Below are 15,515 nucleotides of genomic sequence, written 5' to 3' on the forward strand. Positions count from 1 at the left end.
CCCACCCGTCACGAACAAGGAGATGCAGTGAGCGTCACGGCAGCAGGCGGATTCACGGCGGCGGGCATCACCGCCGGGATCAAGGACAGCGGCACCCCGGACCTGGCCCTCGTGGTCAACACCGGCCCGCGCCGCGCCGCCGCCGGCGTCTTCACCTCCAACCGCGTCAAGGCCGCCCCCGTCCTCTGGTCCGAGCAGGTGGTCAAGGGCGGCCGGATCTCCGCCGTCGTCCTCAACTCCGGTGGCGCCAACGCCTGTACGGGCCCCCGGGGCTTCCAGGACACCCACGCCACCGCCGAGAAGGCCGCCGAGGTGCTGAACGGGTCCGGCCGCGACACCCACAGCCCCGGCGAGATCGCCGTGGCCTCCACCGGGCTCATCGGCATCAACCTCCCGATGGACAAGCTCCTGCCCGGCATCGAGAAGGCGGCGGCCGAACTCTCCGCGCACGGCGGCGAGAAGGCCGCCATCGCCATCAAGACCACCGACAGCGTGCACAAGACGGCCGTGGTGAGCGGCGACGGCTGGACCGTCGGCGGCATGGCCAAGGGCGCGGGCATGCTCGCCCCCGGTCTGGCCACCATGCTCGTCGTACTCACCACCGACGCCGACGTCGACAGCCCCGCGCTCGACTCGGCCCTGCGCGCCGCCACCCGCACCACCTTCGACCGGGTCGACTCCGACGGCTGCATGTCCACGAACGACACCGTGCTCCTCCTCGCCTCCGGCGCCTCTCATGTGACGCCCGGCCAGGAGGAGTTCGCCGAAGCCGTCCGCTCCGTCTGCGACGACCTCGGCCGCCAGCTCATCGGCGACGCCGAGGGCGCCAGCAAGGACATCCGCGTCGAGGTGATCAACGCGGCGACCGAGGACGACGCCGTCGAGGTGGGCCGCTCCATCGCCCGCAACAACCTCCTGAAGTGCGCACTGCACGGCGAGGACCCCAACTGGGGCCGGGTGCTCTCCGCGATCGGTACGACCTCCGCCGCCTTCGACCCCGACCGGCTCAACGTCGCCATCAACGACGTCTGGGTCTGCCGGAACGGCTCGGTCGGCGACGACCGCGACCTCGTCGACATGCGCTTCCGGGAGGTACGGATCACCGCCGACCTCGCGGCCGGCCCGGAGTCCGCGGTCATCTGGACCAACGACCTCACCGCCGACTACGTCCACGAGAACAGCGCGTACAGCTCATGACCGCGCGCAAGCACACCGCCCTGCCCAAGGCGCAGATCCTCATCGAGGCGCTGCCCTGGCTCACCCGCCACAACGGCAGGATCGTCGTCATCAAGTTCGGCGGCAACGCCATGGTGGACGAGGACCTCAAGGCCGCCTTCGCCCAGGACGTCGTCTTCCTGCGCCACGCCGGTCTCAAGCCGGTCGTCGTGCACGGCGGCGGCCCCCAGATCAGCGCCCAGCTCGACCGGCACGGGCTGGTCAGCGAGTTCAAGGCCGGGCTGCGGGTCACCACGCCCGAGGCCATGGACGTCGTACGGATGGTGCTCGCCGGACAGGTCCAGCGTGAACTGGTCGGACTGCTCAACCAGCACGGCCCGCTCGCCGTCGGCATGACCGGCGAGGACGCCCACACCATCTCGGCGACCCGGCACCGGCCGCGTATCGACGGCGAGTTCGTGGACATCGGGCGCGTCGGCGAGATCACCGCGATCGACACGGGCGCCATCGAGGCACTGCTCGCCGACGGCCGTATCCCCGTCATCTCCTCCGTCGCGCGCAGCGCCGACGACGGACACGTCTACAACGTCAACGCCGACACCGCCGCCGCCGCGCTCGCCGCGGCGCTCGGGGCCGAGACGCTGATGGTCCTCACCGACGTCGAGGGCCTGTACGAGGACTGGCCGAACAACGACGACGTCATCAGCAGGCTCACCGCGACCGAGCTGGAGAAGCTGCTGCCCGAGCTGTCCAGCGGCATGGTGCCCAAGATGAAGGGCTGCCTGTTCGCCGTACGCAACGGGGTCAACACCGCCCGCGTGCTCGACGGCCGCGTACCGCACTCGATCCTGCTGGAGATCTTCACCGACGAGGGCATCGGCACGATGGTCGTCCCGGACGGCCGGGAGCGGGCCGAACCGGCCGGGTCCGTACCGCTCACGGAAGGGGAGGCGTCATGACCGGCGACAGCAACCAGGAGCTCACGCGGCGCTGGCGGCACGTCATGGCCGACAACTACGGCACCCCGCCGCTCTCCCTGGTGCGCGGCGACGGGGCCACCGTCTGGGACGCCGACGGCACCGCGTACACCGACTTCGTCGCCGGTATCGCCGTGAACGCCCTCGGACACGCGCACCCCGCCGTCGTCGAGGCCGTCTCCCGGCAGATCGCCTCCCTCGGGCATGTGTCGAACCTGTACGTCGCGGCCCCGCCCGTCGCCCTCGCCGAGCGGCTCATCGCCCTCGCCGACCGCCCCGGCCGGGTCTTCTTCTGCAACTCCGGCGCCGAGGCGAACGAGGCCGCGTTCAAGATCGGCCGGCTCACCGGCCGCCGTCACATGGTCGCCACCGACGGCGGCTTCCACGGCCGCACGATGGGCGCGCTCGCGCTGACCGGCCAGCCGGGCAAGCGGGAGCCGTTCGCGCCCCTGCCCGGTGAGGTCACCCACGTCCCGTACGGTGACGCCGACGCGCTCAGGGCCGCCGTCACCGAGGAGACCGCGCTGCTGGTCGTCGAGCCCATCCAGGGGGAGAACGGCGTCGTCGTCCCGCCCAGGGGATATCTCGAAGCGGCGCGCGAGATCACCCGCTCGACCGGCACCCTCCTGGTGCTCGACGAGGTCCAGACGGGTGTGGGGCGCACCGGGCACTGGTTCGAGTACCAGGCCCACCAGGGCCTCGAGCCCGACGTCGTCACCCTCGCCAAGGGACTCGGCGGCGGTCTGCCGCTCGGCGCGACCCTGGCGTTCGGTCCGGCGGCCGACCTGCTCAAGCCCGGCCAGCACGGGACGACCTTCGGCGGCAACCCCGTCGCGTGCGCCGCCGGACTCGCCGTGCTGGACACGCTCGGCGCCGACGGCGCGCTCGACCGGGTGAAGCGGCTGGGGGAGCGGCTGCGGGGCGGAGTCGAGGCGCTCGGACACCCACTGGTCTCGCATGTCCGTGGCGCCGGGCTGCTCCTGGGTATCGTGCTCACCGGGTCCCTCGCGCCACGGGTGCAGCGGGCGGCTCAGGATGCCGGTCTCCTGGTGAACGCGCCAGCTCCCGATGTCGTACGGCTCATGCCACCGCTGATCATCGGCGACGACGAGGTGGACACGTTCCTCCGGGCCCTGCCGGGCATCCTCGACACCGCACAGGGGACCGACGGGGACGGACGATCCGGGGAATGAGACGACGATGACCGAGGCGCAGGCACCCGAGCACAACGGGATCGACACGAACGGCGGCAACGGCGACGGCGCGCGCGGCGCCGAGGGCGGGAACGGCGCGGCCGAGCCCGCCGGCCCGTCCGTCCCGCAGACCCGCACCGCGCGCCACCGCCGCATCGTGGACATCCTCAACCGGCAGCCGGTCCGCAGCCAGAGCCAGCTCGCCAAGCTCCTCGCCGACGACGGTCTGAGCGTCACCCAGGCGACCCTCTCGCGCGATCTGGACGAGCTGGGCGCCGTGAAGATCCGCAACACCGGCGGTGAGCTGATCTACGCGGTCCCCAGCGAGGGCGGCTACCGCACCCCGCACGCCCCCCTCGGCGAGTCCGCGAAGGAGGAGCGCATGCGCAGGCTCTCCGGCGAACTGCTCATCTCCGCCGAGGCGTCCGCCAATCTCGTCGTGCTCCGTACGCCGCCGGGCGCCGCCCAGTTCCTCGCCTCGGCCATCGACCAGGCCGAGCTGCGCCCGATCCTCGGCACCATCGCCGGCGACGACACGCTGCTGCTGATCAGCCGCGACCCGGTGGGCGGGCAGGCGCTCGCGGACCATCTGCTGCGCCTGGCCCAGAAGGACGGCTGAGCCGGCGGTCAGTAGCGGGTGATCGCGGTCGGGCCCGACTCCGTGCCCACCGCGATGTGCGGGGAGCGCGCCGGGTCTGCCCAGGTCAGGATGCGGCTCATCGCCTCGGCGGGTACGGAGACACAACCGGCCGTCGCGCCCTCGCCGTTGACGTGCAGGAAGATCGCGGCGCCCCGGCCGCGCACGGGCCGGTCGTAGTTGAAGCCGATGACCAGGGCGTGCGCGTACTGGGTGCCGAAGTCGGTCAGCTTCTCGGCCTCACCGGCCCGGCAGTCGGCCGGCAGGCCCTCGACCCACCGGTTGTAGGCGCGCGAGGCGTTGTCCTGGCACCACCAGGACCGGTCGGTCACCGCGCGGTAGGGGTAGCGGGTCCCCTTCGGCGCCGGCCGGATGCCGAAGGCGTACGGCAGGTCGTAGAGCCCGGTCGGGGTGGTCGAGGTGCCCTGCCGCCGTTCGGTGCCCCGGACCAGTCCGCCCGAGCCGAACCGGGCGTCCGCCGACCCGGCCGCCACCCAGCGGTCCCCCCGCCGGTCCCACCAGGTGACGCGGCCCGTGGTCGCGCCGGTGGTGGCGGCCTCGGCGGTGATCAGCTGACCGCCGCCGCCGGTGTCGGCCATCCGCTCGGGCAGCGGTACGGAGCCGCCGGTGGGGACGGCGGGCCCCGCCGCGACCGTGGCGGCGACGGCGAGCAGGACGGAGCCGAGCGTGCGGAGGATGCGCATGCTCGGACCGTACGCCGCTCGTGAGGTGACGGCCTCTCAGCCGGCCGTCCTACTGGGCCGGACGGGGCTGAAGGGGCTCTGCGGGGGTGTCCGCGCGTGGGGGGAGCGGCAGCGGCAGTGCGGGCAGGCCGTCCAGGCTCACCCCCACGTACTCCTTCTTCTCGCAGTACGCCGCGAACTCGTCGTCCGTCTTCCTGCCGAAGTGCTCCGCGTGCTGGGTGCGCTCCTCCCGGTAGTCCAGGAAGGGGACGGCGAACCCGCACGAGTCGCTGATCCGTACCGCGCCGACCAGGATGATCGCCCGCGCGCTCGGCCCGTCCGCGTCCGTGAACCGGGCGATGTACCGGCCCCAGCGCGGGTCGTCCCGGAAGACCGGCTCACCGCGCCCGTGCACCCGCAGGATCTTCGGCGGCCCGGTGAACGCGCACCACATCAGCGTGATGCGGCCGTTCTCCCGCAGGTGCGCGATGGTCTCGGCGCCGCTGCCGCCGAAGTCGAGATACGCGAGCGTCGACTCGTCCAGCACGACGAGGCTGCCCGAGCGGCCCTTGGGCGAGAGATTGACATGACCGTCGTCGGCACGTGGGGCCGTTGCGGTGAAGAAGAGGGGCTGTTCCTCGATGAAGGTGCGAATGCGGCCATCGATCCGTTCGTAGTGCTTTCCCATGACATCTATTGTCGGCGCCGCATATCGCGCGCGTCGAGACCATGCCCAGCGACCGAACCGGACGGGACGGGACGTATGACCGAGAGGAAGCCGGCACCCGGCGTACGCGTCCGGCGGGTCTACGAGGCGGAGGGGCCGGACGACGGCACGCGCGTGCTCGTCGACCGGCTCTGGCCGCGCGGGCTCGCCAAGACCGAGGCCGCCTTCGACGACTGGCTGAAAACGGCGGCCCCGTCCGCCGAACTGCGCGCGTGGTACGGGCACGACCCGGAGAAGTACGCGGAATTCGCCGACCGCTACCGCGCCGAGCTGGCCGAGGCCGGTTCGGCCGCGTCGGAGGCCCTCGACCGGCTCGTCCGGCTGGCCGCCGAAGGCACCCTCACCCTGCTCACGGCGACGAAGGACCTGGAGCACAGCCACCCGCGGGTGCTGGCGGCGGAGATCACGGAGCGCCACGGCTGATGCGAGGAGCGTGTTCCGGCCGACCGGCCGGGACCGCGTTGACAAAACATACGGTGCCTTGCATAGTTATACCCATCAGCGTATGCACCGTAAGGAGAAACCCGTGACCGAGCGCGTCGTACTCGCCTACTCGGGGGGCCTGGACACCTCCGTCGCCATCGGCTGGATCGCCGAGGAGACGGGCGCCGAGGTCATCGCCGTCGCCGTGGATGTCGGTCAGGGCGGCGAGGACCTCGACGTCATCCGCAAGCGCGCGCTCGCCTGCGGTGCCGTCGAGGCCGAGGTCGCCGACGCCAAGGACGAGTTCGCCGAGGAGTACTGCCTCCCGGCGATCAAGGCCAACGCGCTCTACATGGACCGCTACCCGCTGGTCTCGGCTCTCTCCCGGCCGACGATCGTCAAGCACCTCGTCGCCGCCGCCAAGAAGCACGGCGCCGACACCGTCGCCCACGGCTGCACCGGCAAGGGCAACGACCAGGTCCGCTTCGAGGCCGGCATCGTCGCCCTCGCCCCCGAGCTGAAGTGCATCGCGCCGGTCCGCGACTACGCGATGACCCGTGACAAGGCGATCGCCTTCTGCGAGGAGAAGAACCTCCCGATCGCGACCACCAAGAAGTCCCCGTACTCCATCGACCAGAACGTCTTCGGACGCGCCGTCGAGACGGGCTTCCTGGAGGACATCTGGAACGGTCCGATCGAGGACATCTACGAGTACACCTCCAACCCGGCCGAGCCCCGCGACGCCGACGAGGTCGTCATCTCCTTCGAGGCGGGCGTCCCGGTCGCCATCGACGGCAAGCCGGTCACGGTCCTCCAGGCGATCCAGCAGCTGAACGAGCGGGCCGGCGTCCAGGGCATCGGCCGGATCGACATGGTCGAGGACCGGCTCGTCGGCATCAAGTCCCGTGAGGTGTACGAGGCGCCCGGCGCGATCGCGCTGATCACCGCGCACCAGGAGCTGGAGAACGTCACCGTCGAGCGCGAGCTGGCCCGCTACAAGCGGCAGGTCGAGCAGCGGTGGGGCGAGATGGTCTACGACGGCCTGTGGTTCTCCCCGCTGAAGCGCGCCCTGGACGGCTTCATCAACGAGGCCAACCAGCACGTCACCGGCGACATCCGGATGACCATGCACGGCGGGCGTGCCGTCGTCACCGGCCGGCGCTCGGAGGAGTCGCTCTACGACTTCAACCTGGCCACGTACGACTCGGGCGACACCTTCGACCAGTCCAAGGCGCAGGGCTTCATCGAGCTGTTCGGCCTCTCGGCCAAGATCGCCGCGAAGCGCGACCAGGGCTGATCCGGCCCGTCCGGCGACGCCTGGTCCGGCCCGTCCGGATCGAGGACCGGGGGTCCCCGGCGGATCCCCGGTTTGGCGAAGGGGCGGGGTAGGGGACAGACTCCCTCACCCCGCCCATCTGCATGACCGCACTCAAGGAGCAACCCAGCAGTGAGCAGCAACACCGGTGACGTCCGGCTCTGGGGCGGCCGTTTCGCCGACGGCCCCGCCGAGGCCCTGGCCAAGCTGTCGGCCTCCGTGCACTTCGACTGGCGGCTCGCGCCGTACGACATCGCGGGCTCCCGCGCGCACGCGCGTGTGCTCAGCAAGGCCGGCCTCCTCACGGAAGAGGAGCTCGACCGGATGCTCGCCGGGCTCGACCGGCTGGAAGCCGCCGTCGCCGACGGCTCCTTCACCGGCACGATCGCCGACGAGGACGTCCACACCGCGCTGGAACGCGGCCTCCTCGAACAGCTCGGCGCGGACCTCGGCGGCAAGCTGCGCGCCGGCCGGTCCCGCAACGACCAGGTCGCCACCCTCTTCAAGATGTATCTGCGCGACCACGCGCGGATCATCGGCGGTCTGATCGCCGATCTCCAGGACGCGCTGGTGGGACTCGCCGAGGCGCACCCCGACGTGGCCATGCCGGGCCGTACGCACCTCCAGCACGCACAGCCGGTGCTCTTCGCCCACCATGTGCTGGCGCACGCGCAGTCCCTGTCGCGCGACGCGGAGCGGCTGCGGCAGTGGGACGAGCGGACGGCGGTCTCGCCGTACGGCTCCGGCGCGCTGGCCGGCTCGTCGCTCGGACTCGACCCGGAGGCGGTCGCCGCCGATCTCGGCTTCGAGCACGGTTCGGCCGCCAACTCGATCGACGGCACCGCCTCGCGGGACTTCGCCGCCGAGTTCGCCTTCGTCACCGCGATGATCGGTGTGAACCTCTCGCGGATCGCCGAAGAGGTCATCATCTGGAACACGAAGGAGTTCTCTTACCTCACGCTGCACGACGCGTTCTCCACGGGCTCGTCGATCATGCCGCAGAAGAAGAACCCGGACATCGCGGAGCTGGCTCGCGGCAAGTCGGGCCGCCTGATCGGCAATCTGACCGGGCTGCTGGCCACGCTCAAGGCGCTGCCGCTCGCGTACAACCGCGATCTCCAGGAGGACAAGGAGCCGGTCTTCGACTCCTGCGACCAACTGGAGGTCCTGCTCCCGGCGTTCACCGGCATGATGGCGACGCTGACCGTCAACCGGCAGCGGATGGCGGAGCTGGCCCCCGCCGGGTTCTCCCTCGCCACCGACATCGCCGAGTGGCTGGTCAGGCAGGGTGTGCCGTTCCGTGTCGCGCACGAGGTCGCCGGCGAGTGCGTCATGGTGTGCGAGAAGCACGGGATCGAGCTGCACGAGCTGACCGACGACCAGTTCGCCGGGATCTCCCCGCACCTGACACCGGAGGTCCGCACCGTCCTCGATGTCTCCGGCGCGCTGGCCTCCCGTGACGGGCGCGGTGGGACGGCGCCTTCGGCGGTCGCCGTCCAACTGGCCGAGGTGAAGACGGACCTGGCGCTCCAGCACGCGTGGGCGGCCGCGAAGAAGTAGCGGCCGCGGGAGAAGCCGGGCGGGGCGCGGTCGCGGCCCCCCCGGCTCACGCGTCTGAGCGCGGGATCAACCCAGCGTCGAGATCGCCTGGTTGAACGTCTTCGACGGCCGCATCACGGCCTCCGCCTTGGCCGGGTCGGGCTGGTAGTAGCCGCCGATGTCGACCGGCGAGCCCTGCACGGCGATCAGCTCGTCCACGATCGTCCGCTCCTGCTCGGCGAGCGTCCCGGCCAGAGCCGTGAACGCCTCGGCGAGCCGCGCGTCATCGGTCTGCTTCGCCAGCTCCTGCGCCCAGTAGAGCGCCAGGTAGAAGTGGCTGCCGCGGTTGTCGATGCCGCCGACCCTGCGGCTGGGCGACTTGTTCTCGCTCAGGAACGTGCCGGTGGCGCGGTCGAGCGTGTCGGCCAGCACCTGGGCCCGCGCGTTGCCCGTCGTCGTCGCGAGGTGCTCGAAGCTGACGGCCAGCGCGAGGAACTCGCCGAGGCTGTCCCAGCGCAGGTAGTCCTCCTTGACGAGCTGCTGCACGTGCTTCGGGGCCGAACCGCCGGCACCGGTCTCGAAGAGCCCGCCGCCGTTGATGAGCGGCACGACCGAGAGCATCTTGGCGCTCGTACCGAGCTCCAGGATCGGGAAGAGGTCGGTCAGGTAGTCACGCAGGACGTTGCCGGTGACCGAGATGGTGTCCTCGCCGCGCCGGATGCGCTCCAGCGAGAACGCGATGGCCTCGACCGGCGTCATGATCTCGATCCGCAGCCCGTCGGTGTCGTGCTCGGGCAGGTACGCGTTCACCTTGGCGATCAGGTTGGCGTCGTGCGCGCGGCCCTCGTCCAGCCAGAACACGGCCGGGTTCCCGGTGGCGCGGGCGCGGGTGACGGCGAGCTTGACCCAGTCCTGGATCGGCACGTCCTTGGTCTGGCACATACGGAAGACGTCGCCCGCGCTGACCGTCTGCTCCAGCACGGCGTCGCCCGCCGCGTCCACGACGCGCACCGTGCCGGTGGCGGGGATCTCGAAGGTCTTGTCGTGGCTGCCGTACTCCTCGGCCGCCCGCGCCATCAGACCGACGTTGGACACCGAGCCCATGGTCGACGGGTCGTAGGCGCCGTTGGCGCGGCAGTCGTCGATGACGACCTGGTAGATGCCCGCGTAGCTGCTGTCGGGGATGACCGCGAGCGTGTCGGCCTCGCCGCCGTCCGGGCCCCACATGTGGCCGGAGGTGCGGATCATGGCCGGCATGGAGGCGTCGACGATGACATCGCTCGGCACGTGCAGGTTGGTGATGCCCTTGTCGGAGTCGACCATCGCCAGCGCGGGGCCCTCGGCCAGCTCGGCCGCGAAGGACTCCGCGATGGCCGCTCCCTCGGGCAGCGACTCAAGGCCCTTCAGGATGCCGCCGAGGCCGTCGTTCGGGCTCAGACCGGCCGCCGCGAGGGTGTGGCCGTGCTCCGCGAACGTCTTGGGGAAGAAGGCGCGCACCGTGTGACCGAAGATGATCGGGTCGGAGACCTTCATCATCGTGGCCTTCAGGTGCACGGAGAACAGCACGCCCTCGGCCTTGGCGCGGGCGATCTGCGCCGTGAGGAACTCACGCAGCGCGGCCACGCGCATCGCGGACGCGTCCACGACCTCGCCCGCCTGCACGGGTACCGACTCGCGCAGAACGGTGGTGTTCCCGTCGTCGCCCACCAGCTCGATCCGCAGGGTGCCGTCCTCGGCGATCACGGCGGACTTCTCGGTGGAGCGGAAGTCGTCGGCGTTCATGTGCGCGACGTTCGTCTTCGACTCGGGGGTCCAGGCGCCCATCCGGTGCGGGTGCGCCTTGGCGTAGTTCTTCACCGAGGCGGGCGCGCGGCGGTCCGAGTTGCCCTCGCGCAGCACCGGGTTCACGGCGCTGCCCTTGACCTTGTCGTAACGGGCCCTTACGTCCTTGTCCTCGTCCGACTTCGGGTCGTCCGGGTAGTCGGGGAGGGCGTACCCCTGCTGCTGGAGCTCCGCGATCGCCGCCTTCAGCTGCGGGATCGATGCCGAGATGTTCGGCAGCTTGATGATGTTGGCCGCGGGGGTCTTGGCGAGGGCGCCGAGCTCCGCGAGCGCGTCGTCGATCCGCTGCCCCTCTTCGAGACGGTCGGCGAACCCGGCGATGATCCGCCCCGCCAGGGAGATGTCACGGCGCTCCACCGTGACCCCGGCCGTCGAGGCATAGGCCTCGACCACAGGCAGGAACGAGTACGTCGCCAAGGCCGGGGCCTCGTCGGTGTGCGTGTAGATGATGGTCGAGTCTGTCACCGGCTGCTCCGCTCAACGTCTGCAACATTGCTCGACATCAAGATATCCCTTGGAGGGCTCCTGTTCGACAGTGCCCCGTACTGAGCGGTTCTCGTATTGAATGAGACATCAGTGTCTCATTTGGCCTATGGTTGTCTCATGACAGTCGATCGTGACCAGGTGCTGCGGACGGCCGCCGCCCTCCTCACCCGCAAGGCCACCGCCACCATGGACGAGGTCGCGCGGGCCTCCGGTATCGGCCGCGCCACCCTGCACCGGCACTTCGCCGGGCGCGACGCCCTGGTCAGGGCGCTGGAGGAGCTGGGCATCCGGGAGTGCGAAGCGGCGCTCGACGCGGCGCGCACGGACGAGGGGCCCGCGAGCGACGCGGTCCGCCGGCTCGTCGCCGAGGTGGAGCCCGTCGCCGGACTGCTGGCCTTCCTCGTCACCGAGAACCAGCTCTTCGAGGGCGAGGTGAACGAGGGGTGGGACCGGCTCGACGCGCGCGTGTCCGCGCTCTTCCGGCGCGGACAGGAGCGTGGCGAGTTCCGGATCGACCTGCCTCCCGCCTGGCTCACCGAGGCCTTCTACGGCCTCGTCGGCAGTTGCGCGTGGGCCGTCCAGGACGGACGGGTCGCCCCCAGGGACTTTCAGTACATGATCGCCGAGCTGCTGCTCGGCGGAGCACGACGGAGCGTGGAGCAATGATCATCACCGACCGGCCGGCCGCGGACCCCCGGTACCGCCCGGGGCGCTGGCTCGCCCTCTCGGTGCTCGTCCTGGCCGTACTGCTGGTGGCCGTGGACGCCACGGTGCTCGGCCTCGCCACGCCGTTCCTCAGCGAGGACCTCAAGCCGTCCGGCACCCAGCTGCTCTGGATCGGCGACATCTACTCGTTCGTCATCGCCGGACTTCTCGTCTCCATGGGCGGCCTCGGCGACCGGATCGGCCGCAAGAAGCTGCTCCTGACCGGCGCGGTCGCCTTCGGCGCCGTCTCCGTCCTCAACGCCTACGCCACCACCCCGGAGATGATGATCGTCGCGCGGGCGCTGCTGGGTGTCGCGGGCGCGACGCTGATGCCCTCCACGCTGGCCCTGATCCGCAACATCTTCCACGACCCGAGGGAACGCAGCCTCGCCATCGGCATCTGGGGCGCCGCGGCCTCGGCGGGCGCCGCCGTGGGCCCGGTCGTCGGCGGATTCCTGCTGGAGCACTTCTGGTGGGGCTCGGTCTTCCTGATCAACCTGCCCGTCATGGCCGTCCTGGTCGTGGTCGGCGTGAAGCTGCTGCCCGAGTCGAGGAACCCGGAGCCCGGCCCCTGGGACATGCGTGGAGTGCTGCTGTCCCTCGTGGGGATCGTCGGTGTCGTGTACGCCGTCAAGGAGGCCGCCGCGTACGGGCTGCGCTGGGACACGGCCGCGGCGGCGGCGGTCGGCGCCGGCGCGCTCGTCCTGTTCGTACGGCGACAGCTCACGATCCGCTTCCCCCTGCTCGACATGCGGCTGTTCGGGAACCGGGGCTTCTCCGGGGCCGTCCTGGCCGATCTGCTGACCATCCTCGGCCTGTCGGGGCTCGTCTTCTTCCTCTCGCAGTATCTGCAACTCGTCCAGGGGCGCGGCCCGTTGGAGGCGGGCGTCGCCGAACTGCCCGCCGCCGTAGGCGCCGTGACGGCGGGGCTGCTCGCCGGCCGGGCCGCCCGCCGCTTCTCCGTACGGCTGGTGGTGGCCGGCGGCCTCGCCGCTGTCGGTCTCGCGACCGCCGCGCTCGTCCTGCTGACCGAGCACACCGGCTATCCGCTGCTCGGCGGCGTGCTGCTGGTCGTCGGCGTCGGCGCGGGATTCTCCTTCACCGTGACGGCGGACGTGATCCTCTCCAGCGTTCCCAAGGAGCAGGCGGGCGCGGCGTCGGCGGTCTCGGAGACGGCGTACGAACTGGGCGCCGCGCTCGGTATCGCGCTGCTCGGCTCGATCGTCACCGGCGTCTACCGGGGCTTTCCGACCCCGGCGGGCGTACCGGCCGAGACGGCGTCGGCCGCCCACGAGTCCCTGGGCGGCGCGGTCGAGGCGGCCGGCGCCGTCCCCGGCCACCAGGCCGCGGAACTCGTCGCGGCGGCGCAGGAGGCGTTCGTCGACGGTCTGCGCATCGCGGCCGGCGCGGGCGCCGCGGTGCTGCTCGCGGCCTCGGTGGCCGCGTGGTTCCTGCTGCGCGGGCAGAGGCTGGAGGAGACGGTGGAGAAGCCCTCCCGGACCGTACGGGCACCGGGCGAGGGCGAGGGCGAGCGCGGGACGGTCACCGGCGCCGGGTGACCGTGTCCCCGGGGCGGACGGCGGGTCAGGCCGCCTTCGCCTTGGTGGCGTACATGTCCACGTACTCCTGGCCGCCGAGCCGCATGACCTCCGTCATCACGGAGTCGGTCACCGCCCGCAGCACATAGCGGTCCCGGTCCATGCCGTCGTACCGCGAGAACTCCATCGGCGCTCCGAAACGGACCGTCACCCGGCTCGGCCTGGGCATCCCCGACCCGTTCGGCTGGATCTTGTCCGTGCCGATCATCGCGAAGGGCACCACGGGCGCGCCGGTCATCAGCGTGAGCCGCGCGATACCCGTACGGCCCCGGTACAGCCGGCCGTCTGGGGAGCGCGTGCCCTCCGGGTAGATGCCGAACATCCGACCGTCCTCCAGCACCCGGCGGCCGGTCATCAGCGCGGCGACACCGCCGTGCCCGCCGTCACGGTCCACCGGGATCATGCCGCAGCCGGTGAAGAACCAGGCCATCAGCCGGCCCTTGAGCCCCTTGCCGGTGACGTACTCGTCCTTGCCGATGAAGAAGACCTGACGGCTGCCGCAGACGAGCGGCAGGATCATCGAGTCGATGAAGGTGAGGTGGTTGCCGGCGAGGATCACCGGGCCCGTCCCCGGAATGTTCTCGGCGCCCTCCACCCGTGGCCGGAACATCAGACGCAAGATCGGTCCGAGCACTGCCTTGACGAGCGCAAAGCGGGACAACGGGGTCCTCCGGTTGGTGAGCGGTCGTGTCGAGCCGTTGGGGCCGGTCTCCCGAATCAGGCCGGACCGGGGAGACGGGCCCTCACTCCCTGCAGGTGAGGACGATACTCGCGGGCCGGGCCCCCGCGCACATCGGGTTCATCGAACGGATACCCGGTGTTGACACGAGTTCGGGGTGTGTTCGCGCCGGGTCTGCCCTCCGTAGGGGGTGGCTGCCTACGATCAAGCCCTCGCTTGACGTGTGCGGGACAGCACATGGACATCACATGAAGGAGCGTTCATGACACAGGGTGCGGGGAACATCCCGGGACGAAGGACCGTACTGGGGGCGGCGGTGCTCGGCTCGGCGGCACTCGGTCTCTCCGCCGGTACGGCCGGTGCGGCGCAGGCCGCCGAGACCGGCGCGCGCGGCGGCCGGACCCGTCCGTCGCGGGGGCGGCTGCCCGTCCCCACGATCATCGGACACCGCGGCGCCAGTGGTTACCGGCCCGAGCACACCCTCGGTTCGTACCAGCTCGCGCTCGACCTCGGCGCGCACGTGATCGAGCAGGACCTCGTGCCGACCAAGGACGGTCATCTGGTCTGCCGTCACGAGAACGACATCACGGGGACCACCGACGTCGCCGACCACCCGGAGTTCGCGGGGCGCAGGACCACCAAGAGCGTCGACGGGGTCGGCCTCACCGGCTGGTTCACCGAGGACTTCACCCTCGCCGAGCTGAAGACGCTGCGCGCCAAGGAGCGCATCCCGGGCAGCCGCCCGCACAGCACCCTCTACAACGGCCGCTGGGAGATCCCCACCTTCGAGGAGGTGCTGCGCTGGGCCGACGAGGAGGGCCGCCGCCGCGGTGAGCCCGTCTGGCTGTACGTCGAGACCAAGCACCCCACCTACTTCCGCGGCCTCGGCCTCGGCCTGGAGGAGCGGCTCGCGAAGCTGCTGCGCCGCTACGGCAGGGACCGCCGCGACTCCCCGCTCTTCCTCCAGTCCTTCGAGCCCACCAGCATGCGGCGCATGGCCGAGCTGGTCTCGACCCCGCGCGTCGTGCTGTTCGACGCGGCCGACACCCAGCCGTGGGACTTCAAGCAGTCGGGTGACCCGCGTTTCGTCTCCGACCTCGTCACGCCCGCCGGGCTGAAGTGGATCGCGTCGTTCGCGCAGGGCGTCGGCCCCTGGGTCGACCTGATCATCCCGAGGGACGAGGACGGCAAGCTCGGCGAGCCGACCACGCTGGTACGGGACGCCCACGCCAAGGGCCTGATCCTGCACCCGTACACGATGCGCAACGAGAACAGCTTCCTGCCCGCCGACTTCCGGGTCGGCACGGACCCCAACGCGTACGGCGACGTCTTCGGGGCCTTCCGGACCTACTTCGAGCAGGGCATCGACGGCATCTTCACCGACAACCCGGACACGGGCCTGCTGGCCGCCGCCGACTTCACCAAGGGCTGAGCCCGGCAGGGACAGGCCCGTTCGTGGCGGGGGGGGGGGGGGGGGCCCCCGGGGAGAAACACCCTTTTTTGGGGAGGCGGGGGGTGGGGGGGGGACGAAAGCA

Annotated in this window: 14 protein-coding genes; 10 read left to right on the plus strand and 4 right to left on the minus strand. The window is 71.2% G+C overall.

The features are described 5' to 3' along the window. Nucleotides 1–27: 27 nt before the first annotated feature. Genes argJ through ACZ61E_RS08950 form a run of 4 tightly spaced genes read left to right on the plus strand, consistent with a single transcriptional unit; the run spans nt 28 to nt 3,965 of the window. Nucleotides 28–1,197, plus strand: coding sequence for a bifunctional glutamate N-acetyltransferase/amino-acid acetyltransferase ArgJ (gene argJ / locus ACZ61E_RS08935; RefSeq protein ID WP_469698845.1), 1,170 nt, complete (start codon nt 28–30; stop codon nt 1,195–1,197). Then, nucleotides 1,194–2,135, plus strand: a complete 942-nt coding sequence (gene argB / locus ACZ61E_RS08940) for an acetylglutamate kinase (RefSeq protein WP_469698846.1) — start codon at nt 1,194–1,196, stop codon at nt 2,133–2,135. The genes argJ and argB overlap by 4 nt, the downstream gene beginning before the upstream one ends. After that, on the plus strand, nt 2,132–3,346 hold the full coding sequence (locus tag ACZ61E_RS08945) for an acetylornithine transaminase (protein ID WP_469698848.1): 1,215 nt from the start codon (nt 2,132–2,134) through the stop codon (nt 3,344–3,346). The genes argB and ACZ61E_RS08945 overlap by 4 nt, the downstream gene beginning before the upstream one ends. 7 nt (nt 3,347–3,353) lie before the next feature. Next, complete coding sequence (locus ACZ61E_RS08950; RefSeq protein ID WP_469698849.1) at nt 3,354–3,965, plus strand: arginine repressor; 612 nt, start codon at nt 3,354–3,356, stop codon at nt 3,963–3,965. 8 nt (nt 3,966–3,973) lie between these two features. Here ACZ61E_RS08950 and ACZ61E_RS08955 read toward each other — a convergent pair whose 3' ends face one another. Together ACZ61E_RS08955 and ACZ61E_RS08960 are read right to left on the minus strand one after the other, a co-directional pair. Further along, nucleotides 3,974–4,687, minus strand: coding sequence for a L,D-transpeptidase family protein (locus ACZ61E_RS08955; RefSeq protein WP_469698850.1), 714 nt, complete (start codon nt 4,685–4,687; stop codon nt 3,974–3,976). Nucleotides 4,688–4,736: 49 nt separating this feature from the next. Continuing rightward, the gene (locus ACZ61E_RS08960) at nt 4,737–5,354 is read right to left on the minus strand and encodes a pyridoxamine 5'-phosphate oxidase family protein (RefSeq protein WP_469698851.1); all 618 of its coding nucleotides are present in this window, start codon (nt 5,352–5,354) and stop codon (nt 4,737–4,739) included. Between the two features lie 75 nt (nt 5,355–5,429). Between ACZ61E_RS08960 and ACZ61E_RS08965 the strand changes: the two genes are divergently transcribed. From ACZ61E_RS08965 to argH, 3 genes are all read left to right on the plus strand, one after another. Then, a complete protein-coding gene (locus ACZ61E_RS08965) occupies nt 5,430–5,816 on the plus strand; it encodes a DUF488 domain-containing protein (RefSeq protein WP_469698852.1) in 387 nt (128 codons plus the stop codon). A gap of 103 nt (nt 5,817–5,919) precedes the next feature. Then, nucleotides 5,920–7,113: an argininosuccinate synthase gene (locus ACZ61E_RS08970; RefSeq protein ID WP_469698853.1), complete on the plus strand. Its 1,194-nt coding sequence runs from the start codon at nt 5,920–5,922 to the stop codon at nt 7,111–7,113. 150 nt (nt 7,114–7,263) lie between these two features. After that, nucleotides 7,264–8,691: an argininosuccinate lyase gene (argH, locus tag ACZ61E_RS08975; RefSeq protein ID WP_469698854.1), complete on the plus strand. Its 1,428-nt coding sequence runs from the start codon at nt 7,264–7,266 to the stop codon at nt 8,689–8,691. A gap of 66 nt (nt 8,692–8,757) precedes the next feature. Here argH and ACZ61E_RS08980 read toward each other — a convergent pair whose 3' ends face one another. Then, complete coding sequence (locus ACZ61E_RS08980) at nt 8,758–10,977, minus strand: NADP-dependent isocitrate dehydrogenase (protein WP_469698856.1); 2,220 nt, start codon at nt 10,975–10,977, stop codon at nt 8,758–8,760. A 138-nt stretch (nt 10,978–11,115) separates the two neighbouring features. Between ACZ61E_RS08980 and ACZ61E_RS08985 the strand changes: the two genes are divergently transcribed. Further along, entirely contained in the window at nt 11,116–11,664 is a 549-nt protein-coding gene (locus ACZ61E_RS08985) for a TetR/AcrR family transcriptional regulator (RefSeq protein ID WP_469698858.1), read from the plus strand. Further along, nucleotides 11,661–13,262, plus strand: a complete 1,602-nt coding sequence (locus ACZ61E_RS08990) for an MFS transporter (protein ID WP_469698859.1) — start codon at nt 11,661–11,663, stop codon at nt 13,260–13,262. Before ACZ61E_RS08985 ends, ACZ61E_RS08990 begins: the two co-directional genes overlap by 4 nt. Nucleotides 13,263–13,287: 25 nt before the next feature. Here ACZ61E_RS08990 and ACZ61E_RS08995 read toward each other — a convergent pair whose 3' ends face one another. Next, nucleotides 13,288–13,962: a lysophospholipid acyltransferase family protein gene (locus tag ACZ61E_RS08995; protein ID WP_469698861.1), complete on the minus strand. Its 675-nt coding sequence runs from the start codon at nt 13,960–13,962 to the stop codon at nt 13,288–13,290. 280 nt (nt 13,963–14,242) lie between these two features. Between ACZ61E_RS08995 and ACZ61E_RS09000 the strand changes: the two genes are divergently transcribed. Continuing rightward, on the plus strand, nt 14,243–15,412 hold the full coding sequence (locus ACZ61E_RS09000; protein WP_469698862.1) for a glycerophosphodiester phosphodiesterase: 1,170 nt from the start codon (nt 14,243–14,245) through the stop codon (nt 15,410–15,412). Nucleotides 15,413–15,515: the final 103 nt, after the last annotated feature.

Source organism: Streptomyces sp. NPDC104581 (genome assembly GCF_055583685.1).

Bases quoted from the DNA above. Each gene is read 5' to 3' on its own strand.
- ACZ61E_RS08945 (WP_469698848.1), top strand. From the start codon at position 2,132: ATGACCGGCGACAGCAACCAGGAGCTCACGCGGCGCTGGCGGCACGTC.
- ACZ61E_RS08960 (WP_469698851.1), bottom strand. From the start codon at position 5,354: ATGGGAAAGCACTACGAACGGATCGATGGCCGCATTCGCACCTTCATC.
- argB (WP_469698846.1), top strand. From the start codon at position 1,194: ATGACCGCGCGCAAGCACACCGCCCTGCCCAAGGCGCAGATCCTCATC.
- ACZ61E_RS08965 (WP_469698852.1), top strand. From the start codon at position 5,430: ATGACCGAGAGGAAGCCGGCACCCGGCGTACGCGTCCGGCGGGTCTAC.
- ACZ61E_RS08955 (WP_469698850.1), bottom strand. From the start codon at position 4,687: ATGCGCATCCTCCGCACGCTCGGCTCCGTCCTGCTCGCCGTCGCCGCC.
- ACZ61E_RS08990 (WP_469698859.1), top strand. From the start codon at position 11,661: ATGATCATCACCGACCGGCCGGCCGCGGACCCCCGGTACCGCCCGGGG.
- ACZ61E_RS08985 (WP_469698858.1), top strand. From the start codon at position 11,116: ATGACAGTCGATCGTGACCAGGTGCTGCGGACGGCCGCCGCCCTCCTC.
- ACZ61E_RS09000 (WP_469698862.1), top strand. From the start codon at position 14,243: ATGACACAGGGTGCGGGGAACATCCCGGGACGAAGGACCGTACTGGGG.
- ACZ61E_RS08950 (WP_469698849.1), top strand. From the start codon at position 3,354: ATGACCGAGGCGCAGGCACCCGAGCACAACGGGATCGACACGAACGGC.